At 69.1% G+C, this 21,643-nt stretch carries 18 protein-coding genes and 2 tRNA genes; 17 read left to right on the top strand and 3 right to left on the bottom strand.

Annotated elements, in window-relative coordinates; all coding sequences use genetic code 11:
- Positions 1–79 precede the first annotated feature (79 nt).
- The 10 genes from BM140_RS08300 to pyk all read left to right on the top strand — a co-directional run bounded on the left by BM140_RS08300 (position 80) and on the right by pyk (position 13,705).
- Positions 80–1,489, top strand: coding sequence for a nucleobase:cation symporter-2 family protein (locus BM140_RS08300; protein ID WP_091943974.1), 1,410 nt, complete (start codon positions 80–82; stop codon positions 1,487–1,489).
- 11 nt (positions 1,490–1,500) lie between these two features.
- A complete protein-coding gene (locus tag BM140_RS08295; RefSeq protein ID WP_091943971.1) occupies positions 1,501–4,335 on the top strand; it encodes a xanthine dehydrogenase family protein molybdopterin-binding subunit in 2,835 nt (944 codons plus the stop codon).
- Entirely contained in the window at positions 4,332–4,877 is a 546-nt protein-coding gene (locus tag BM140_RS08290; RefSeq protein WP_091943968.1) for a (2Fe-2S)-binding protein, read from the top strand. Before BM140_RS08295 ends, BM140_RS08290 begins: the two co-directional genes overlap by 4 nt.
- Before the next feature lie 8 nt (positions 4,878–4,885).
- On the top strand, positions 4,886–6,190 hold the full coding sequence (locus BM140_RS08285; RefSeq protein WP_091943965.1) for a c-type cytochrome: 1,305 nt from the start codon (positions 4,886–4,888) through the stop codon (positions 6,188–6,190).
- Positions 6,191–6,410: 220 nt separating this feature from the next.
- Entirely contained in the window at positions 6,411–7,388 is a 978-nt protein-coding gene (locus BM140_RS08275; protein WP_091943962.1) for a LysR family transcriptional regulator, read from the top strand.
- Positions 7,389–7,422: 34 nt separating this feature from the next.
- Positions 7,423–9,228, top strand: coding sequence for a glyoxylate carboligase (gcl, locus tag BM140_RS08270; RefSeq protein ID WP_091943960.1), 1,806 nt, complete (start codon positions 7,423–7,425; stop codon positions 9,226–9,228).
- 144 nt (positions 9,229–9,372) lie between these two features.
- Positions 9,373–10,152: a hydroxypyruvate isomerase gene (gene hyi / locus BM140_RS08265; protein WP_091943957.1), complete on the top strand. Its 780-nt coding sequence runs from the start codon at positions 9,373–9,375 to the stop codon at positions 10,150–10,152.
- A gap of 118 nt (positions 10,153–10,270) precedes the next feature.
- Positions 10,271–11,164 (top strand): 2-hydroxy-3-oxopropionate reductase, encoded by an 894-nt coding sequence (locus BM140_RS08260; RefSeq protein ID WP_091943954.1) that lies wholly within the window; start codon positions 10,271–10,273, stop codon positions 11,162–11,164.
- Between the two features lie 83 nt (positions 11,165–11,247).
- On the top strand, positions 11,248–12,240 hold the full coding sequence (locus BM140_RS08255) for a hypothetical protein (protein WP_091943951.1): 993 nt from the start codon (positions 11,248–11,250) through the stop codon (positions 12,238–12,240).
- A 52-nt stretch (positions 12,241–12,292) separates the two neighbouring features.
- Positions 12,293–13,705 (top strand): pyruvate kinase, encoded by a 1,413-nt coding sequence (gene pyk / locus BM140_RS08250; RefSeq protein ID WP_091943948.1) that lies wholly within the window; start codon positions 12,293–12,295, stop codon positions 13,703–13,705.
- A 106-nt stretch (positions 13,706–13,811) separates the two neighbouring features.
- On the opposite strand, the gene BM140_RS08245 is transcribed toward pyk, so the two are convergent.
- Both BM140_RS08245 and BM140_RS08240 read right to left on the bottom strand, forming a co-directional pair.
- Positions 13,812–14,798 carry a DUF808 domain-containing protein gene (locus BM140_RS08245; protein ID WP_091943943.1) on the bottom strand — a complete coding sequence of 329 codons (987 nt, stop codon included), beginning with the start codon at positions 14,796–14,798 and terminating at the stop codon, positions 13,812–13,814.
- Between the two features lie 76 nt (positions 14,799–14,874).
- Complete coding sequence (locus BM140_RS08240) at positions 14,875–15,117, bottom strand: DUF6894 family protein (protein WP_091943940.1); 243 nt, start codon at positions 15,115–15,117, stop codon at positions 14,875–14,877.
- Between the two features lie 214 nt (positions 15,118–15,331).
- On the opposite strand from BM140_RS08240, the gene BM140_RS08235 reads away from it, so the two are divergent.
- From BM140_RS08235 to BM140_RS08225, 3 genes are all read left to right on the top strand, one after another.
- A complete protein-coding gene (locus BM140_RS08235; RefSeq protein ID WP_091943937.1) occupies positions 15,332–16,123 on the top strand; it encodes a TSUP family transporter in 792 nt (263 codons plus the stop codon).
- A 110-nt stretch (positions 16,124–16,233) separates the two neighbouring features.
- The gene (locus tag BM140_RS08230; RefSeq protein WP_091943934.1) at positions 16,234–16,512 is read left to right on the top strand and encodes an adenylosuccinate synthase; all 279 of its coding nucleotides are present in this window, start codon (positions 16,234–16,236) and stop codon (positions 16,510–16,512) included.
- Between the two features lie 151 nt (positions 16,513–16,663).
- Entirely contained in the window at positions 16,664–17,122 is a 459-nt protein-coding gene (locus BM140_RS08225; RefSeq protein WP_091943931.1) for a nuclear transport factor 2 family protein, read from the top strand.
- A 489-nt stretch (positions 17,123–17,611) separates the two neighbouring features.
- Here the strand turns inward: BM140_RS08225 and BM140_RS08220 are convergent.
- A tRNA-Asn gene (locus BM140_RS08220) sits at positions 17,612–17,687 on the bottom strand.
- Between the two features lie 234 nt (positions 17,688–17,921).
- Between BM140_RS08220 and BM140_RS08215 the strand changes: the two genes are divergently transcribed.
- The 4 genes from BM140_RS08215 to BM140_RS26565 all read left to right on the top strand — a co-directional run bounded on the left by BM140_RS08215 (position 17,922) and on the right by BM140_RS26565 (position 21,541).
- Positions 17,922–17,995: transfer RNA gene (locus BM140_RS08215), tRNA-Cys, on the top strand.
- 155 nt (positions 17,996–18,150) lie between these two features.
- The gene (locus BM140_RS08210; RefSeq protein WP_091943928.1) at positions 18,151–18,801 is read left to right on the top strand and encodes a protein-L-isoaspartate O-methyltransferase family protein; all 651 of its coding nucleotides are present in this window, start codon (positions 18,151–18,153) and stop codon (positions 18,799–18,801) included.
- Between the two features lie 553 nt (positions 18,802–19,354).
- A complete protein-coding gene (locus BM140_RS08205; protein WP_425287052.1) occupies positions 19,355–20,779 on the top strand; it encodes a TolC family outer membrane protein in 1,425 nt (474 codons plus the stop codon).
- A 129-nt stretch (positions 20,780–20,908) separates the two neighbouring features.
- Positions 20,909–21,541 carry a PopZ family protein gene (locus BM140_RS26565; RefSeq protein ID WP_280142585.1) on the top strand — a complete coding sequence of 211 codons (633 nt, stop codon included), beginning with the start codon at positions 20,909–20,911 and terminating at the stop codon, positions 21,539–21,541.
- Positions 21,542–21,643 lie beyond the last annotated feature (102 nt).

Below are 21,643 nucleotides of genomic sequence, written 5' to 3'. Positions count from 1 at the left end.
ACGATCCTCCGCGCATCCCGCTCGGGATGCACGACGCCAAGACGCCGCGAAACCCTTGGCCCACAGCGAGGAACGTCCCATGACTGACGCCCCGAAGGCGGCAGCGGAGACCAATGCGGTCGACGCGATGCTGCCGATCCCCAAGCTCGCCGCCTACGGCATGCAGCACGTGCTGGTGATGAGCGCCGGCGCGGTGGCCCCGCCCCTGATCATCGGCGCGGCGCTCAATCTTTCGGCCGAGACGGTCGCCTTCCTGATCAACTGCGATCTCTTCGTCACCGGCCTCGCCATCCTGATCCAGAGCCTCGGGCTGCCGGGCTTCGGCGTGCGTCTGCCGATCATCATGGGCGTCAGCTTCGCCTCGGTCGGGCCGATGGTGGCCATGGCCCAGGACCCGACCATCGGACTGCCGGGCATCTTCGGCGCCACCATCGCGGCCGGCCTGTTCGGGCTCGCCATGCGGCCGTTCTTCTATCGCCTCGCGGCGTTCTTCCCGCAGCTCGTGACCGGCACGGTGATCCTGATCATCGGGGTCACGCTCCTGCCGGTGGGCATCAAATGGGCCGGCGGCGGCGCGGCGGCCACCGATTTCGGCGCGCCGGTGCATCTCGCGGTCGCGGGCCTAGTGCTCGGCGTGATCCTGCTGGTGAGCCGCTACGCCAGCGGGTTCGTGGCCAACGTCGCCGTGCTGATCGGCCTCGTCGCGGGCCTCCTAGTCGCGTGGCCGCTCGGGCTGTTCAACCTCGAAGGCCTCGCCGCCCGCCCGGTCATCGAACTCGTGGCGCCGTTCAAGTTCGGCTGGCCGACCTTCCACCTCTCGGCGGTGGTGGCGATGTGCATCGTCATGATGGTCACGCTGGTCGAATCCACCGGCATGTTCCTCGCGGTCGGCGACATCGTCGGCAAGCCGGTCGACAAGCCGACCCTGACCCGCGGCCTGATGGCCGATTCGCTCTCGACGCTGATCGCGGGCGTGTTCAACACCTTCCCGCACACCTCGTTCTCGCAGAACGTCGGCCTCGTGAACATGACGCGGGTGCGCAGCCGCTACGTCACCGCGGCCTCGGGCTTCATCATCCTCGCGGTCAGCCTGTTCCCGAAGCTCGCCTTCGTCGTCGCCTCGATCCCGCCCGCCGTGCTGGGTGGGGCCGGTATCGTGATCTTCGGCATGGTGGCCTCGGCCGGGCTCAAGATCGTCGGCGAGGCCGACCTCGGCGACCGCCGCAACCAGATCGTCGTGGCCGTCTCGATCGGCCTGTCGCTGATCCCGATGGCGGCGCCGAACTTCTTTTCGGCCACCATGCCGGCCTGGACCGGGCCGATCCTGCACAGCGGCATCACGCTCGGCTGCATCAGCGCGATCCTGCTGAACCTGTTCCTCAATTCCGACCGCCTCGGCCAGCCCGCCAAGACCCACGATGCGGACGGCGCACCGACGCCCGCCAACGCGGCGACGCCGGGCCCGGCCGCGCTCGGCCGCGCGGCCTGAGGGAGAGCATCATGGAAGCCTCGACCCCCAACCTGTCGCGCCGGGGCTTCCTGCGCGGAAGTGCGGCCGCCGGCATCGCCATCAAGGTGTCGCTCCTGCGCGGCACCCCAGCGGAGGCCCGCCTCGTCGAGGCGGCGCCGGGCCCCGGCTGGATCGCGGGGGGCAAACCCCGCACCCGGCTCGATGCGGTGGCCAAGGTGACCGGCGCCAAGACCTTCACCCGCGATTACCGCGCCCGCGACATCGCCGGCTGGCCCGACATTCAGGCCCACGCCTTCCTGATCGCCGCGACAAAAGCGGATCGCCGCTTCGAGGGGCTCGACCTGTCGAGCTTCGGCGAGGGGCTCCAGCCCGACCGGCTGGTGCTGCACGAGGATCTCGTTAAGGACGGGCTCGCCGTGCCGCCCCATCCCGACTTCTTCGGCGACCGCTTCCTGGTGCCCGCGGGCGAGACCCCGCGGCTGCTGGGCCAGCCGGTGGCGCTGCTGATCTACCACGACTACCCGCGCTACGCCGCGGCCAAGCGGGCGGTGCGCTTCAACGAGGACGTGGTGCGCTACGGCGAGACGACGGCCTACGCGACGCCGGCGCATTACGGCGCGACCCGCTGGGTGCGGATCGAGGGCGACGGACCGGAGGGCGACGACCGTTTCTCGCCCTACCGCGACGCGCCGATTTTTTCCGGCTTCAAGGGCGATGAACCGGCCTGGCCCGCTGCCGGGACCGACGGCCCCTTCGCCCGCGGCATGGCGGCAGCGGACGCGATCGCCGCCGAGATCGCTGCGGCCGGCGACGACGCGCTCGTTCTCAAGCGCTCCTACGTCTCGCAATCGGTCGATGCCTCGGCGATGGAGGCTGACAACGGCAACGTCTGGTACGATGCGGACACCGGCACGCTCCACCTGATGATGGCGACGCAGGGCCCCTACGAGGTGGCCGAGCAGGCCGCCGCCCTGGTGAAGGCCTCGCGCTTCCCCGTTTCCGCGATCGACCTGAAGGCCGGCACTACCGTCGGCTACGGCACCAAGGATCACCACCTCCATCCGCTGCTCTGCATCCTCGCCGGACTCTACGGCGGGGGACGGCCCGTGCGGCTCGCCAACGACCGGTTCGAGCAGTTCCAGAACGGCTTGAAGCGCCACAGCTTCACCATGGACACCACCCTGATGATCGACCGCGCCAGCGGCCGGTTCCGGGCGATGACCGGGCGTTACGTCTGCGACGGGGGCGGGCGCCCGAACTTCTCGATGTCGGTGTCCTTCGTCGGCGCGACGGCGGCGCAGTCGATCTACTATCTGCCCAAAAGCGACTTCCAGGCGGTGGCGCTCGCCTCCCGCGCGGTCGAGGCCGGCTCGACGCGGGGCTACGGCACGCTCCAGACCATGTCGGCCACCGAGATGCTGGTGGACGAGGCGGCCGAGCTGCTCGGGCGCGACGCGATCGAGCTGCGGCTCGCCAACGTCTTTCGCTCCGGCCAGCGCAACAGCCAGGGCGCGGTGCCGGCGGGCGCCTTGCGCAACGATGAAATCCTGGAAAAGGCCGCCGCGCACCCGCTCTGGCGCGAGCGGCAGGCGAAGAAGGCGGCCTTTGAGGCGAAGAATCCGGGCAAGCGTTACGGCGTCGGCTTCGCGCAGGTCCACAAGGATTACGGCACCGGCGCCGAGGCCGCACTGGCCTCGCTCGAGATCGACCCGCAAGGCCGCCTGACGCTCCGCCACGTCGCCCACGAGATGGGGCCGGGCGTCACCACCTCGCAGGCCGTGATGGTCGGCGAGATCCTGGGGCGCGTGCCGGAGACGACCGAGTTCGGCGTCGTGCGCTGGCCGCAGATGCCGCTGGAGACCGAGGACCAGCCCTACACCACGCCGCAGGCGGATGAGGACCGGCTGTCCAAGAACCCGCGCTGGACGCCGCGCTTCACCTCGCCGATGAGCGCGACGAACTCGGCCTACTATCTCGGCCACGCCACCCGCAGCGCTGCCCGCATCTTACGCGATCACGCCCTCTGGCCCGCCGCCCGCTCGCTCTGGGGCCGCGGGTTCGGCGGCGGTTCGCTCGCCTCGTACCACACGATGCGGGCCGACGAGCTGCGGCTCGCCGACGGCAAGGTCTCGGGCGCGGGCCTACCCCCGCTGACGCTGGAAGCGGTGGCGGCCGAAGCACAACGGCTCGGCCTGCCGGTCGGCGTCACGCTCCACACCTTCAACCGCTGGCAATGGACGGAAGGCGAGTTCGAGCTTCCGGGGACGGGCCGCACGCGGCTTCCCATCGACGCCCTGGCGCTGCGCTACGGTGCGGGCGCTTCCGCCGAACGGCAAGCTCTGATGACGACCGGCGGCTGGCACTTCGTCGAGCGGTCGGCAGTGTTCTACCCGCCGACCCAGCGCAACAATGTCGGCACCACCTACTACGCGCCGATGGCGACGTTGGCCGAGGTCGCCGTCGATACCGGCAGCGGCACGGTGACGATCCTCTCGCACCACTCGATCCTCGAATGCGGGCGCCAGATCGTGCCCGAACTGGTCTCGGGCCAGATCCAGGGCGGGCTCGCCATGGGCATCGGCCACGCGCTCAAGGAGTTCCTGCCGCTCTACGAGGGCGGGCCCGGCGACGGCACGTGGAACTGGAACCGCTACGAGCTGCCCCGTTCGAAGGACGTCGCGGTCTGGAACCAGACCGTCGAGATCCTCCCCCCGCTCTCCGAGACCGATCCGCCCAAGGGCATCGCCGAGGTGGTGATGATCGCGGTCGTGCCCGCGCTCGCCAACGCGGTCGCGCACGCCATCGGCCACCGCTTCCACAGCCTGCCCATCCGCCCCGAGCACATCCGCGAGGTGCTGGCATGACCGCCCTGCCGAAATCCGAAAACCTCTCGCTCACCGTCAACGGCAAGCCGGTTGCGATGCCGGTGCCGCAGGGCGTCTCGATGCAGGAATTCCTGCACGAATGGCTCGGCCTCACCGGGGCCCGCATGGGTTGCGGCCAGGGCATCTGCAACGCCTGCACCGTGATGGTCGAGGAGCCCGGCAAGCTGCCGCGGGAGGTGCGCACCTGCATCACCGGCGCCCACTGGTTCGAGGGCAAGACGATCCGCACCGTCGAGGGCCATGCCCGGCAGAACGCCGACGGCAGCCTCACACTCTCGCCGGTCCAGCAGGCCTTCGTGGAAGGGTTCGCGTTCCAGTGCGGCTACTGCACGCCGGGCTTCGTCACCGCTGCGACCGTGCTGATCGAGCGGCTGAAGGCGGCGCCCGTGCCGCGCGAGGCGGTGGAGCGCGTCGTCACCGAAGCGCTCGACCCGCATATCTGCCGCTGCACCGGATATGTCCGCTACCACGCGGCCGTGCGCGACCTCGTGCTCGCCACCCCCGGCCTCGTGACCGCGTGAGCCGAGCGATGCGCAAACCCCTCATCGCTCTTGCCGGCCTCGCCGTCGGCGGCGCGGCGCTGGCCGGCCTCGTCTTCTCCGGCGCGCTCAACCGCAGCGTCGTCTCGAGCAAGGTCGAGACGCCGCTGACCGCCGAGCAGATCAAGCAACTCGCCCCTCACGGCGCCAAGGTCGCGGCGGCGGCCGATTGCTATGCCTGCCACACCGCCCGCGGCGGCGCGCCCTGGGCCGGCGGCATGCCGTTCGAGACGCCCTTCGGCGTGATCCATGCCACCAACATCTCGCCGAGCCCGGAAGGCATCGGCGGCTGGAGCCGGGCGGCGTTCCACCGGGCCCTGCGCGACGGCATCGCGCCGGGTGGGCGCCACCTCTACCCGGCCATGCCCTACACCTCGTATCGCGGGATGAGCGAGGGCGATGTCGATGCGCTCTTCGCCTACATGACGACCCGCGCGCCGATGCCGGTGGCAAATGCCAAGAACGGCCTCGCCTTCCCGTTCGACCAGCGCTGGACCCTCGCCGCCTGGAATTTTTTGCATCTCCCTGCCTCAGTGGCCGAGCCCGATCCTGAACGCTCCGCGCTGTGGAATCGCGGGCGCTACGTCACGGAGGCGCTCGGCCATTGCGGCGAGTGCCACACCCCGCGCGACCTCACCCAGGGACTTCGCCAGAGCCAAGCGCTCACCGGCGCCGTGATCGAGGGGCTGGAAGCGCCCGACATCACTCCCACCGGCCTGACCCGGATGGGATTCTCGCCCGCGAGCCTCGCGACCTTCATGGGCTCGGGCCTCTCGGCGCAGGGCTCGGCGACGCACCAGATGTTCGACGTGGTGCATTTCTCCACCCGCCACATGGACCGGGCCGACCTCACGGCGATGGCGGCCTACCTGTTCGACCGCGATGCCTTGGCGGAGGAAGCGCCCCCCGCCCCGCCGACCCCTGCACCGGTGGCGGCCGATGTCACCGCGCGGGCGGAAAAAACCTATGCCGGCCTCTGCGCCGGCTGCCACGGCGCGAAGGGGGAGGGGATTCCCCACGTCTCGGTGCCGATGCGCGGCAACGCCTCGCTCCGCACCGCGAGCGCCTCGGGCTTCGTCCGCGCGGTGCTCGCCGGCCTGCCGGCCCAGAGTTTTCCGAACGGCGAGCGCATGGAGGCGATGCCGGGTTTTGCCGCAGACCTCGACGATGCCGCCATCGTCGATCTGACGAATTGGATGCGCGCGGAGTGGGGCGGCCAGGCGCCGACGGTGCGGGCGCAGGATGTGGCGAGCGTGCGCGCGACGCTGACCACGCGCCACGCGGCGGGCGAGTGATGTCGTCTCTGAGAAAAACTCAACGCGCAACCCTCCCCCCTCCGCGGGGGAGGATGCCCCGCGGATGCGGGGCGGGAGAGGGGAACCACGCTTCCGGAGAGTCCGGATCGAGCGCGGCCAAGCTGAACCGTCGCTCCCCTCACCCGACCCCCTTCGGGGGCCACCCTCTCCCGCGGAGGGGAGAGGGGAGGGCGCGTTCGCGCCCAGCGCGGAGCGCCCCATGGACCAACTGACCGGCATGCGCGTCTTCGTCCGCGTGGCGGAGCTGAACAGCTTCTCCCGCGCCGCCGAGGATCTGGAGATCGCCCAATCCACCGTCACCAAGACGGTGGCGTGGCTGGAAAACCGCCTCGGCACGCGGCTGATCAACCGCAACACCCGCGGCCTCACCCTCAACGAGGCGGGCAAGCTCTATTACGAGACCTGCCGCGCCATCCTGCGCCAGATCGAGGAGGCCGAGGGGCTGGTGCGCCGGCACGATGCCGAACTCGACGGCACGTTGCGTATCTCCACCTCGGTCGCCTTCGGCGAGGCGGTGCTGGGGCCGATGCTGCTGCCGTTCATCGCGGCCAACCCGCGGCTCAAGGTCGATCTCACCTGCGAGGACGCTTACGTCGATCTCATCGCGCGGGGCATCGATGTGGCGCTGCGGATGGGCCGCCTCACCGACTCGTCGCTCGGCGGGCGCTATCTCGGCGCCAACCCCTGGGTGATGGTGGCCGCGCCCGCCTACTTCGCCCGCGCCAAGCCGCTGACCACGCCCGACGACCTCACGGGTCACGATTGCATCGTCTATTCGAGCGTCCAGGGCGACGCCGTCTGGCAGATGCGCAGCACCGACGGGCGGACGCACGCGGCGAGCGTGCGCGGCTGTCTGCGCTCCAACAACCTGCCGACGCTGCTCTCGGCGACGCGCTCCGGCCTCGGCGTAGCGATCCTGCCCCGCTACGTCGCGCAGGGCGCGATCGAGGCCGGCGACCTCACCGAGTGCCTGCCCGGCTACGTCCTGCCCGATCAGGAACTCTACGCGGTGTTCCCCTCGCCCAAGCTCGTGCCGCGCAAGGTCACGGCGCTGATCCGCCACCTCGCCCCGCGCCTGCGGGGCGCATGGTGGCAGGAGCGGGATGACAATATTCGGTTATTCTCTGGCGGAATAAATCAAATCGAACCGCCTGTATTCAACGACGCTTCCAAGTAGAGTAAAAACAAAAAATCACAAAAAGGAGGACGCCGTGCCCAAGATGCGCGCGATCGATGCTGCGGTTCTCGTCATGGAACGCGAGGGCGTGAATTGTGCCTTCGGCGTTCCCGGCGCCGCGATCAACCCGCTCTATTCCGCGTTACGGGCACGCGGCACGATCCGCCACGTGCTGGCCCGCCATGTCGAGGGCGCCTCGCACATGGCGGAAGGTTACACCCGGGCCAAGGCCGGCAATATCGGCATCTGCATCGGCACGTCCGGCCCGGCCGGCACCGATATGATCACCGGGCTCTACTCGGCCTCGGCCGACTCGATCCCGATCCTGTGCATCACCGGTCAGGCGCCGCGGGCCAAGCTCCACAAGGAGGATTTCCAGGCCGTCGACATCGAGTCGATCGCCAAGCCCGTCACCAAGTGGGCCGTCACGGTCCGCGAGCCGGCGCTCGTCCCGCAGGTCTTCAGCCAAGCGTTCCACCTGATGCGCTCCGGGCGCCCCGGCCCGGTCCTGATCGACCTGCCGATCGACGTTCAGGTCGCCGAGATCGAGTTCGACGCGGAGGCCTACGAGCCGCTGACGCCCTACAAGCCCGCTTGCTCGCGCCGTCAGGCGGAGCGCGCGATTGCCATGCTCCAGGCGGCGGAGCGCCCGCTGATCGTCGCCGGCGGCGGCATCGTCAACGCGGATGCCTGCGAGCTGCTGGTCGAGTTCGCCGAGCTGACCGGCGTTCCGGTCATCCCGACCCTGATGGGCTGGGGCGCGATCCCCGACGACCACCCGCTCATGGCCGGCATGGTCGGGCTGCAAACGAGCCACCGCTACGGCAACCGCACCTTCCTCGAATCCGACTTCGTCCTCGGCATCGGCAACCGCTGGGCCAACCGCCACACCGGCTCGGTCGAGGTCTACACCAAGGGCCGCACCTTCGTTCACGTCGATATCGAGCCGACCCAGATCGGCCGCGTCTTCGGCCCCGATCTCGGCATCGTCTCGGATGCCGGCGCGGCCTTGCGCGAGTTCATCGCGGTTGCCCGCGATCTGAAGGCGAGGGAAGAGCTGCGCGACCGCGCGGTCTGGGCCTCGGCCTGCGCCCACCGCAAGCGGGCGATGCTTCGGAAATCCCACTTCGATCAGGTGCCGCTCAAGCCTCAGCGGGTCTATCAGGAGATGAACGAGGCGCTCGGCCGCGACGTCTGCTACGTCACCACCATCGGCCTGTCGCAGATCGCGGGCGCGCAGTTCCTGCACGTCCACCATCCGCGCCACTGGATCAATTGCGGGCAGGCCGGCCCGCTCGGCTGGACGTTGCCCGCGGCGCTGGGCGTCCGCGCCGCCGACCCGGACCGCAAGATCGTCGCGCTGTCGGGCGATTACGACTTCCAGTTCCTGATCGAGGAACTGGCGGTCGGGGCGCAGCACAAGCTGCCCTACCTCCACGTCGTCGTGAACAATTCGTATCTCGGCCTGATCCGGCAGTCGCAGCGCGGCTTCGGGATGGATTTCGAGGTCAGCTTGGCCTTCGACAACATCAACGCGCGGCCGGAGGGCGACGCGGTGCCGGGCTACGGCGTCGATCACGTCGCGGTCGCCGAAGGGCTCGGCTGCAAGGCGATCCGGGTGAAGAGCCCCAACGAGTTCAAGGACGCCTTCGCCCGCGCCGAGGCGCTGATGGCGGAGCATCAGGTCCCCGTCGTGCTCGAATTCATCCTTGAGCGCGTCACCAACATCAGCATGGGCACCGAGGTCGACGGCATCAACGAGTTCGAGGAGATCCTCTGCCTCGACCCCGAGCTGTCGCTGAAGTCCAGCCAGACGTTGCCCGCGCCCGTCGCGGCGTGAACAAACCAACCCCGTCATTCCGGGGCCGCGCAGCGGAACACGGAATCCACGGACAAGCACTGTGCCCAGTCTTGGATTCCGGGCTCTCGCCTTCGGCGAGCCCCGGAATGACGAGGCCGGTGCGACGAAGGAATCGAAAGTCCCATGCCCAATTTCGCCGCCAACCTCACCCTGCTCTTCAACGAACACCCCTTCCTCGACCGCTTCGAACAGGCCGCCCGCGCGGGCTTTCGCGGCGTCGAGTTCCTGTTCCCCTACGAGCACGCCAAGGAGGCGATCCACGAACGTCTGGTGCGCCACGAACTCACCCTCGCGCTGCACAACCTGCCCGCGGGCGACTGGGCGGCGGGCGAGCGCGGCATCGCCGTGCTAGCGGAACGCAGGCAGGAATTCCGCGAGGGCGTGGCTCGCGCCGTCGACTATGCCGGCACGCTCGGCTGCCGGCAGATCAACTGCCTCGCCGGGATCAGCCCGGAGGGTGTGGAGCGTGCCCGTCTGCACGACACGCTTCGGGAAAACCTCGCTTTCGCGGCCGGGGAGCTGAAGAAGGCCGGCATCCGCCTGCTGATCGAGCCGATCAACACCCGCGACATCCCCGGCTTCTTCCTGACGAACACGGCTCAGGCCGTGGCGCTGATCGAGGAGGTCGGCTCCGACAACCTGTTCGTGCAGTACGACGCCTATCACATGCAGATCATGGAGGGCGATCTCGCGCGCACGATTCAAGAGAACCTGCCGCGCATCGCCCACATCCAGCTCGCCGACAATCCCGGCCGCCACGAGCCCGGCACCGGCGAGATCAACTACCCGTTCCTGTTCCGCCACCTCGACGCCATCGGTTACCGCGGCTGGATCGGCTGCGAATACCGCCCCGCCACCACTACGAGCGACGGCCTCGACTGGTTCGCGCCGTATCGGGACTAAGCGTTCACGCTCGCGGAAGGCGCAACGCGTTCCCCTCCCCACAAGGGGGAGGAGCGCGGCCAACGGCCCCCGAACAGATCGGCCGGACACGGCAGCCCCAATCTTAAGGATCTATCACATGGCGACCATCGGATTCATCGGCCTCGGCATCATGGGCCGGCCCATGGCGGAGAACCTGATCAAGGCCGGCTACAAACTCTTCCTCAAGAGCCGCCGCGAGGTGCCTGCCGACCTGATCGCGGCCGGCGGCACCGCCTGCGCCTCCGCCCGCGAGGTCGCGGAGCGGGCCGACATCGTCATCACCATGCTGCCCGACACGCCGCAGGTGGCCGAAGTCCTGTTCGGGGCCGACGGCGTCGCCGAGGGCTTGGGCAGCTCCCAAAAGATCGTGATCGACATGAGCTCGATCGACCCGATCGCCACGCGGGGATTCGCCGAGCGCATCAACGAACTCGGCTCGGCCTATCTCGACGCGCCGGTCTCCGGCGGAGAGGTGGGCGCCAAGGCCGGGAGCCTCACCATCATGGTCGGCGGCCCCGAAGATGCTTTCGTGCGGGCCAAACCCCTGTTCGAGGCGATGGGCAAAAACATCACCTTGGTCGGCGCCAACGGCGACGGCCAGACCACCAAGGTCGCCAACCAGATCATCGTCGCGCTCACCATCGAGGCGGTCGGCGAGGCGCTGGTCTTCGCCTCCAAGGCCGGCGCCGATCCGGCCCGCGTCCGCGAGGCGCTGATGGGGGGCTTTGCCGCCTCGCGCATCCTGGAAGTGCACGGCGAGCGGATGGTCAAGCGCACCTTCGATCCGGGCTTCCGGATCGACCTGCACCGCAAGGACCTGAACCTCGCGCTCCAGGGCGGGCGCACGCTCGGCGTGGCGCTGCCCAACACCGCGACCGCGCTGGAGCTGTTCAACGCCTGCGCGGCGAACGGTGGGGGCGATCAGGACCATTCGGCGATGGTGCGCGCGCTGGAGCGCATGGCCGCGCACGAGATCGGTCAAGGCAAGTGATCGAGACCGCTCGGGCGGCGTGACGACGCCGTTCGAGCGGAGAGGGGGGACCGGCAAAGCCGGCACAACGGGAGGGGGATTTCATGCTCGCACGCTGGCTCGCGGCCGCTTCGCTCGCGCTTTTCTCGGTCGGCCGGGCCTCGGCCGCCGATCTCCCCTCGGGGATCGTGCCGCCGGACGTAGCCCCGGTGAAGGAAATCCCGTTCTTCGTCTTCAGCGACACCCAGATCAGCTACCGCTATCAATACCCGTCGGCAGACCCCGGCAGCCAGGTGCGCGAGGCGGACGGGCGCTTCCGCAATCGTGACGCGCCGAAGCACATCCTCGGCATCGCACACGCCGATGCCTGGGCCTACGGCACCAACTTCTTCGCCCTCGACATCCTGAAATCCGGTTCGCAATTCCCCGCCGGCACCACCAACGCGCCGGGGGGCTTCGCGGCTTACGATTACGGCAACACCGAAGCCTACGGGCTCTATCGCGGCACGCTCAGCCTCAACGCGCTCTCGGGCACCAAGGCTTTCACGATCCCCGGGATCGTGAAGGACGTCTCATTGTCCTTCGGGTTCGATGCCAACGCGCAGAACTCGCCGTTCGGCCCAAAGAAGCGCGACGTAGTCGGCGGCCTGAACTTCGCCTTCGACGTGCCCGCCGGATTTCTCAACCTGTCGGTCCACGCCTACAAGGAATGGAACCGCAACGGCTTCAACCTCGGCCCGGACCGTTCGGTGAGTTTCGACACCGTGCCCGAGTTCGAACTGGTCTACAGCTTCCCGCTCACCTTCACCGGCCTGCCGCTGCGGATCGCGGGTTTCAACAACGTCGTGCTGCCCAAGGGGCGCGGCGTCACCAACCCGGCGGCCTTCGCCTTCAACCCGAAGACCGGCCTCGAATTCTTGTCGCGCACCAACCTCGTGCTCGATCTCGGCCAGCTGTTCTACGACCAGCCCAACCGGGTCGATGTCTTCGTCGGCTTCCAGTACTGGCACAACAAGTTCGGCAACATCGAGCGCGTCGACTTCAAGGGCACGGAAGAGAAGAGCTTTTTGGCGGGCGTGTCGTTCCACGTGTTCTGAGACGCCCTACGACTCCATCATCGCGAGAGGCGGCCCCCCGGCCGAGCGAACCATGCGCCGTCACCGCTACGCCAAGATCGTCGCCACCGTCGGCCCAGCGACCGACACGCCGGAGAAGCTGAAGGCCCTGTTCCTGGCCGGCGTGGATACCTTCCGCCTCAATTTCAGCCACGGCGTCCAGGCCGACCACGCCAGGGTCCACGCCGCCATCCGCGCGCTGGAGGCGGAGGTCGGGCGCCCCATCGGCATCCTACAGGATCTGCAGGGCCCGAAGATCCGCGTCGGCACCGTGCGCGACGGTCGGCTCGACCTGGCAGCGGGCGAGCGCGTGCGCTTCGTTCTCGACGGCGTGGAGGGCGGCAAGGACGCGATCCCCCTGCATCACCCGGAAATCTTCGCCGCCGTGGTGCCGGGCCAGGACCTGCTGATCGACGACGGCCGGGTGCGCGTGCGCGTCGTCGGCGTCGAGGCGCGGGCGATCGAAGCCGAGGTCGTCACCGCGGGCATCATCTCGAACCGCAAGGGCGTGAACCTGCCCGGCACGCTCCTCGACCTCTCGCCGCTCACGCAGAAGGACCGCGCCGACCTCGCCTTCGGCCTCGAACTCGGCGTCGATTGGGTGGCGCTGTCCTTCGTGCAGACGCCCTCCGACGTGCTGGAGGCCCGCGGCCTGATCGGAGACCGGGCCGGCATCATGTCGAAGATCGAGAAGCCGCAGGCGCTCGACCGCATCGAGGACATCATCCGCCTGTCGGATGCCGTGATGGTCGCCCGCGGCGATCTCGGCGTCGAGATCCCGCACGAGGACGTGCCGGGCCGACAGAAGGAGCTGATCCGAGCCTGCCGGCTCGCGGTGAAGCCGGTCGTGGTGGCGACCCAAATGCTCGACTCGATGGTGGGCGCCCCCGCACCCACCCGCGCCGAGGCCTCGGACGTGGCCACCGCGATCTATGACGGGGCGGATGCCGTGATGCTCTCGGCGGAATCGGCCACCGGCCGCTATCCGGTCGAGGCGGTGGCGATGATGGACCGCATCATCCGCTCGGTGGAGGGGCACAAGCTCTACCGCTCCATCGTCGCGGCCTCCGAGCCGGGCGAGGAGGAAACCCCGCCGCATGCCGTCGCGACCGCGACCGCTTTGCTGGCCGAGGCGATCCAGGCCCGCGCCATCGCGGCCTACACCACCAGCGGTACCACCGCGGCGCGGGTTGCGCGCAAGCGCCCGGCGGTGCCGATCCTGGCCCTGACCCCGAGCCGCGAGACCTCACGCCGCCTCAGCCTGCTCTGGGGCACGCACAGCGTCCACACGGCGGACGTCGATTCCTACGAGGAGATGACGAGCGAGGCCGCCCGTCACGCCCGCGAGGAGGGTTTTGCCAAGGAGCACGACATGATCGTAGCAGCCGCGGGCATCCCCTTCCACACAATCGGCAACACCAACAATATCCGCGTCATTCAGATGTGAGGCGTCAGAGCTGCGCCCGACCGCGTTGGGTCGGGACGCATCTCTAAGCTTTTGTTAAACCGCGCTTTCTTTCGCCGAACCGGCATCCACTTCGTCGGAAAGCGCTCTAGGCCGCCTTCTGCCGCAGCCCGGCCACGCCCCGCCACACCGGCGCGATGACGTAGCTCGTCACCGGAATCAGCAGCGCGCCGACGACAAGGCCGACGAGGCCGGAGGCGGCCGCCGTGACGAGCCACTCGACGAAGCCGTGGGCCACGGGCACGAGCCCCGCCACGGAGGCCGCCGCATCGTGGATCGCGTGGGCCGGCGCCTTCACGCCGTACTCCTCGAGACCGTGGATCAGGATGCCGCCGCCGACCCAGATCATCGCCGCGGTGCCGACCACGGCGAGGATCTTGAGCAGATACGGCATGCCCTTCACCACCGCCCGGCCGATGCCGCGGCCGAGGCCGCCGATGAAGGACGGGTTCCGGTTGGCGGCGAGCGCCATGCCGGCATCGTCCGCCTTCACGATCAGGGCGACCGCACCGTAGACCGCCGCGGTGATGCCGACCGCCACGATCGCGAGCACCGCCGCCTTGGTCCAGAAACTCCCCTCGGGAATCGCGGCCAGCGTGATCGCCATGATCTCGGCCGAGAGGATGAAGTCGGTCTTGATGGCGCTGGCGACCCGGCGGTCCTCCATCGCGCTGTCCGCCGCGGCGGCGACCTCCTCCTCGTGGCCGTGGGCCTTGAGGGGGAACAGCGCCTCGTAGACCTTCTCGGTGCCCTCGTAGCAGAGATAGGCCCCGCCGAGCATGAGCAGCGGCGTGATCGCCCAGGGAGCGAAGGCGCTGAGTGCCAGCGCGCCCGGCAGCAGGAACAGAAGCTTGTTGCGCAGCGATCCGAGGGCGATCCGGCCGACGATCGGCAATTCCCGCTCGGCGGCGAAGCCGACGACGTAGCGCGGCGTCACCGCGGCATCGTCGATCACCACGCCCGCCGCCTTGGCCCCGGCCTTGGCGGCCTGTCCGGCGACGTCGTCCAGCGAGGCCGACGCCATCTTGGCGAGCGCCGCGACATCGTCCAGCAGCGCGATCAGTCCGATACTCAACGCAGGCTCTCCGGGCACAGCTTCGCTGTGAAGACGAGCGAGCGCGTGTTTTGATCCGCGGCTTCGCGGAAAACCGTCAGGCGCTCTCCACCGCCTCCATGTCGAGGGAGAGGTGGGCGCGGAACAGCACCCGGCCCTGTTCGTCGCGGGCGATCGCGAAAAAGTCCTGGCGGTCGGCGGAGGGCGTCACCCCGCGCATGACCTTGGTCATGATCCGGGCTAGACGCTCGCGCACCGCGTCCGGGCCTTCCAGATCGAAGCCTTCCTCGTCCTTGACGAAGTTGGTGCCGTCGTGAAGATCGAAGAAGTAGAGAGGCATGCGTCGGTAGGTTGTGGGAATTTATCCCACATATTATCATCGGAAATCTCCGTTCCGCCAGTGGCGGCAACGTCGCAGCCTTGCAGTGGGCGGGATGGTGTCCGCAGGGGGGAACCGATAGGGCAGGCACTGTCCCTCCCCAATCCCGCGACAGGCTCCCGATGCCCGCCCCCGTTGATTCGGCTTCTCGACGCCCGCCGGCGGGGGAGCGCACATGGTGATCGATCCCCAAACGATCGCCGCCCTGTTCGGCGTCGCGGTGGTGGCCGGCGCGGTCGATGCCATCGCGGGCGGCGGCGGGTTGATGACGCTGCCCGCCCTGCTCCTCGCTGGCCTCGATCCGGTGAGCGCCATCGCCACCAACAAGCTCCAGGGCACCGCCGGCTCGACCTCGGCCACGCTAGCCTTCGCCCGGCGCGGCCTGATCCGCTGGAAGGAGGCGGGCCCGGCCGCACTCGCCGCAGGTTTCGCCTCGGTGGCCGGCGCGCTCTGCGTCAGCCTGCTGCCGCGTCCGGTGCTCGACGCGATGGTGCCGGTGCTGCTCGTCGGCATCGCGCTCTACTTCGCCACCGCCCGGCGGATGAGCAACGAGGACGCGACCGCGCGGATCGGGCCCGGCCTGTTCGCCCTGACGCTCGCCCCCGCGGTGGGCTTCTACGACGGCGTGTTCGGCCCCGGCGCGGGCTCGTTCTACATGATCGGCTTCGTGACGCTGCTCGGCCTGGGCGTCGTGCGGGCGACCGCCCATACCAAGCTGTCGAATGCCGCGAGCAACATCGGCAGCCTCGCCCTGTTCACCCTCCAGGGGGTCGTGGTCTGGCCGGTCGGCCTCGCCATGGCGGCGGGCGCCTTCCTCGGGGCGCAGATCGGCTCGGCCCTGGCCGTGCGCCTCGGCGCCCGGCTGATCCGCCCGCTCCTCGTCGTCATCGCCTGCGCCATGGCCATTCGCCTCCTGTCGAACCCGGAGAACCCGCTGCGACAGGCCGTGGCCGGACTGTTCGGCTGAGCGGGCTGCCTTGTGCGACGCGATGCGGACTGGCGCGGCTCGCCCGCCAGCTATAGAACAAAAGAAGTACAAGTATGGATGGGTGCGGTTCGCCCAGGGAGGAGACCCTCATGGCCTTCAAGCCGAAATCCGCCGCAGAGACCAAGGCCCGCGACCTGGGTCTGGCGCTCGCCCGCATCGCCGAGAGCGAGGGCGTGCCGGCCAGCATCGGCGTGGACGACCTGCGCCGGGCGAGCCCGCGCCTGACGCCGCTGGCCATCGGGCAGATGGTGCGCAAGCAGCGTGACACCGTGGAGGCGACGTTGGCCGAGCGCGGCTTGATGCTGGCCGACTACGCCGACCAGGGGCCGGGCCGCGGCATGGAATTCACGATCGAGCAGGCGGCGTGAGAGGCTGCCCGAGGTCCAGAGTCTGCCCAAGGTCCCGGGCGTGAGGGGAGCGCGCGATCGGGCGCGGAGAATTTCGGCGACGGTCGCGTTCGGATCCCCTGAAGCCGTGGCGTCGGTCCGAACGGCGACAGCGGGCTTTCGGAAAAAGCCGATGCAGCGCACTCACTTAGCGCATCGTGTCGGATGCCATACCCGGCACGATGATCTAGAAGGCGCAGGCCGACTCAACGAAACAGAGGGTGAGACGATGGCGAGCGATTTCGAGACACGGTGTCGGGCGACGATCTCGGCTTACATGGACGCCTTCAACGGCAAGGATCTCGACGCGCTGGGTCGCACGCTGACCGATGACGTCACGCTCGTCGATTGGGACGTGTCGGCTTCCGGCAGGGCCGAGGTGCTCGCCACCACCGGTCGCATCGTGTCGGGCGCGTCCCTGCGGATCACGGTGCGAGACATTCTCGTGTCCGAGCCGAGCGCCGCTGCCGACATCGTCATCAGCATCGAGGGCACCGGCGAACTCGAGGTGATCGACCTGTTCCGTTTCGCGCCGGACGGGCGAATCCGATCCGTCAGGGCCTTCCGGGGACCGTTGCACGCGGGAGCCTGAGGGCGGTCGATCGCGACAGGGCTGGGCGACGAGGCGGGCGGCTCGGCATGGCCCGACGTCGTGCCGCGGGTCGCTCGGCCCCGCTGACGAACGTCGCTCGTTTGGTTCGGGCGCGGCAGGAGGTTGCCGCCCATCGAGGCGGCGAAGGCCGCCTCTGATTTCGGTTCATCCCTGGGACGACGACGCGTTTGGTCCCTCGGATGCGCGCGCGTTGAAGGGGTTTGGCTCAGGCAACGCGGGGCCGGGCCCGCCTGCACGGCACCCGCGGCCTGCGCAAGGCGAGGGGCCCAGCGGGCCGCTGGCGAGGAAGTGATCGAGCGCGCGTCGAAGGCTCGAGGCTGCGGGGCGAATGTCCGTCGGACGGGCGCGATCCTGCCGCGCTCGACAAACCGAGCCGCGCTCAGCAAACGCCGACATTACCCCACAACCCGACCCGGGTGCGGGGCTCGCGGCCAAGCTTGCCGCATATCGATAATGTTATGGAAGGTTTGGCTCCCCGAGCAGGACTCGAACCTGCGACAAAGCGATTAACAGTCGCTTGCTCTACCAACTGAGCTATCGGGGATCACCGGGCCGCCTCGGCGGCGCTGGGGGTCATTAGCCTTGCTCGATTGCCGGCGCAAGGGTCTCGGACGATTCCGGCGACGCTTTTTTTGCGGCGGGCGGCGGATCGCCGGCCGCGCGACGGTTCGATGACGATCCGGTCGAGAAGGGCGTTGCCGAGCGACCCGAGGCTCTGCTAAGAGCGCCTCGCTCCGGGCCGGCCGCCCCGCCGGAGTTTCGCGCCAGCCGCGAAAGAGGCCTCGTGGCGGAGTGGTTACGCAGAGGACTGCAAATCCTTGCACCCCGGTTCGATTCCGGGCGAGGCCTCCAAATCGGACATTTCTCGGCAGATCGAAACGAACGGCGCCGAGCTGTCCGCAAAGCCAGGCAATAGCCTTGCAATTCCCCGGACGATCCGTGAAAACCCCTGCCGCTCAGGGCGGCCCGGTGCAGACCGGGCCCGGCGGCGAGGGAAAGACGGCTCCATGCTCGATTATGCGCAGGCGCGACGCCTCATGGTCGATTGTCAGCTCCGGACCTTCGACGTCAACGACAACGCCGTTCTCGATGCCTTCGACGCGGTGCCGCGCGAACGCTTCGTGCCCGCCGGCCGCGAGGCTTTCGCCTATATCGATCAGGCGCTGACCGTGACGACGCCGGACGACGGCCCCCGGGTGATGGCGGCGCCGATGATCCTGGCTCGCATGGTCCAGGCGCTGAAGGTGCGCCCCGGAACCCGCGTGCTAAATGTCGCCGCCGGCTACGGCTACGCCGCCGCCATCCTCGATCGGCTCGGTGCGCAGGTCACGGCGCTGGAATCGGATGCCGCCCTGGCCAACGCCGCCAGGGAGCGGCTCGGCGACCGGGTCGCGACGGTGCAGGGTGGCCTCGCCGAGACGGTCGCGGGCGGCCCCTTCGACGCGATTCTCGTCGAGGGCCGGGTCGAGACCCGGCCGCAGGCTTTGCTCGACCAGCTTCAGGATGATGGCCGCCTCGTCTGCGTGCTCGGCCCCGACCGCAACGCCAAGGCCACCCTGTTCGTTCGGGCCGGCGACGCCTTCGGCGCGCGCCCGCTGTTCGACGCCAACCTGCCGGCCCTCAAGGCCTTCGCGGCCGAGCCCGGCTTCGCGTTCTAGAGAAGCATCCCGGCTATCGGATCCGGGACGATCCTTTCGGTTCTTGGGCCGCATCGTCGTGTTCCGAAAGCCGGATGCCACCTTTCGGGACGATGCTCTCGGACCACGCGAGCCCGCCGCCCCGATTCCTGCGGGCCGCCTAGGGCTCGAAACGATTCCTTAACCCTGTGGATCGTATCTGCCCTATCGTTGGGCAGAACGGCACCGGATCGGTGCATTTTCGTGCAGCTCACGGCGCTGCGCCGGTTGACGATCGCGCCTGCGACACCGGCCTCGCACCGAACCGGACGGATGCCGGCCCCGAGGCCGGACGCGACCCCGTTCGGGTGTCGCTTTTATGAGCCACCCCACAGCCAATCCGATCACGCAGGTGTGCATGGCCCTGTCCCTGCAGGATCAAGCTCGGCTATGCTGCGCCCAGAGGCGGGCAGGCTGTCCCGGCGCTTGATGCGCGGGAGAGGCCGTGCCGACGAGCCCGACGGTCTACGAACCGGCGACGCCCTCTGAAGGGACCGCGGGGGACGAGACCCGAACGGGCACGGCGAGACGGCGAATCGAGAAACCGCAAGGGCTGATCGACGTGAGAGAACGGAACCCTGCGGCGCGGTCTGTGCTCCGGCTGGCCGGTGCTGTCGTCACGGCACTGGTGGTCGCGAGCCCGGCCGGCGCCGAGACCCTCGAGAGCGCGCTGTCGCGCGCCTACCAGGCCAATCCGGCACTGAACGCCGCGCGGGCGAACCTGCGCGCGACCGACGAGGACGTGAACCGCTTCCAGGCGGGCTATCGCCCCAATGCCGCGATCTCGGCCGATATCGGCATCCAGCAGTTCCAGGGCTCGATCTCCGGGATCCAGGTAGGCGGGCGACGGGGCTCGACCGTTCCCGCCGGCGCAGGCCTCACCGTCAACCAGAATCTGTTCGACGGCTTTCAGACCGACAACCGGGTCCGCTCCGCCGAATCGACCGTGCTCAGCACCCGCGAGTCGCTGCGCCAGACGGAGATGAACACGCTGTTCAACGCCGCCCAGGCGTACATGAACGTGTTGTCCGATACGGCGACGCTCGAACTTCAGCGCAACAACGTCGAGGTGCTGGAGGAGCAGCTCCGGCAGACCCGCGACCGCTTCAACGTCGGCGAGGTGACCCGCACCGACGTCGCCCAGGCCGAAGCCCGCCTCGCCGGCGCCCGCTCGCAGGTCGCCACCGCGGAGGCGAATCTGCGCGCCTCGATCGGCATCTATCGGCAGATCATCGGCGTCGAGCCGCGCCAGCTCGCCCCGGGCCGTCCGCTCGACCGGTTCGTGCCGAGCAGCCTCGACCAAGCCATCCTGGTCGGCCTCAAGGAACACCCGCAGATCCTCGCCTCGCTCCACGCCGTGGACGTGGCCGAGCTGCAGGTGAAGGTCGCCGAGGGCGCGCTCTACCCGCAGGCGCAGCTCACCGGCGCGGTGCAGCAGCGCTACGACCAGCAGTTCCCCGGCGACAACGGCGTCACCGCCTCGATCGTCGGCCGCGTCAACATCCCGCTCTACCAGGGCGGCTCCGAATACGCGTTGATCCGGCAGGCCAAGGAGAATGTGGGTCAGGCCCGCCTCGTGGCCGACCGCGACCGCGACACGATCCGCGCCTCGATCGTGCGGACCTGGGGCAACCTCGAAGCCTCCAAGGCCCAGGTGATCGCCTCCCAGGCCCAGGTGCAGGCCAACGAGGTGGCGTTGAACGGCGTGCGCGAGGAAGCCCGCGTCGGTCAGCGTACCACCCTCGACGTGCTCAACGCGCAGCAGGAATTGCTGAACGCCCGCGTCAACCTGATCCTGGCCCAGCGCAACCGCGTGGTGAACTCCTACGACGTGGTGCAGGCGGTGGGCCGGCTCACCGTGCGCTACACCTCGCTGCCCGTCACGCCCTACAGCCCGCGGGAGCACTTCGATCAGGTGCGCGATCTGTGGTTCGGCGTACGCACGCCCGACGGACGCTGAGCCCGGGACGGGTTCCCGCCGCGGATTCCTGTTGGCGGTCGCACGCGGCCGGTTGATGTCGGAAGAGACGATGAAATAGTTGGTTAACCATTTCGTCGTCTTGTCAATCGTCACCGAGTATCGCCCCAGATGAGCGCAGCGAGCCTTAAGGTCCAGGACAAGACGCAGGAACCCTCCATGGAGGAGATCCTCGCCTCGATCCGCCGCATCATCGCCGACGATCAGGCTGCCAAGCCGGCCGAGATCGAGGACGCGCCGCCCGCGCCCCCGCCGCCACCTCCGGTCGAGGACGATATCCTCGACCTCGCCGAGGTCGCCCAGCCGGTGCGCAAGCCCCAGCCGCTTCCGTTCGACATGCCGGAGATCGACTTCCGGATGCCGGAGCCTGAGCCGGAGCCGACGATCGATTTCGAGCCCGAACCGACGTTCGAGCCCGAGCCGGTCTTCGAGCCGGAACCCGCGTTCGAGCCGGAGCCGGTCTTCACGCCGCCGCCGCCACCGCCGCGCCCGGCCGAGCGGGTTCGTGCGGCGGTCGAAGAGGAAGTGACCGAGCGCCTCGTCTCGTCGAGCACCGTCGACAGCGTCGGCCAGAGCTTCCAGCTTCTCGCCCACACCGTGCTGTCGAACAACGCCCGCACGCTGGAGGATATCGTCAAGGAGATGCTCCGGCCGATGCTGAAGGGCTGGCTCGACGAGAATCTGCCGCAGATGGTCGAGCGCCTCGTGAGCGTGGAGATCGAGCGCGTCGCGCGGGGAAGATAGTTTTTCGCCAGCGCATGCCGGCACTGGCGGCCGGCTCTCCTTGTGAGCGAGAGCCCGGTCATGCCGCCGCGCGAGGTTGACGGCAGCCGGGCCGCGGGCCGA

It is taken from the genome of Methylorubrum salsuginis (assembly GCF_900114375.1).
Lineage (GTDB): Bacteria > Pseudomonadota > Alphaproteobacteria > Rhizobiales > Beijerinckiaceae > Methylobacterium > Methylobacterium salsuginis.
This window is presented reverse-complemented; position numbering and strand designations above follow the sequence as displayed.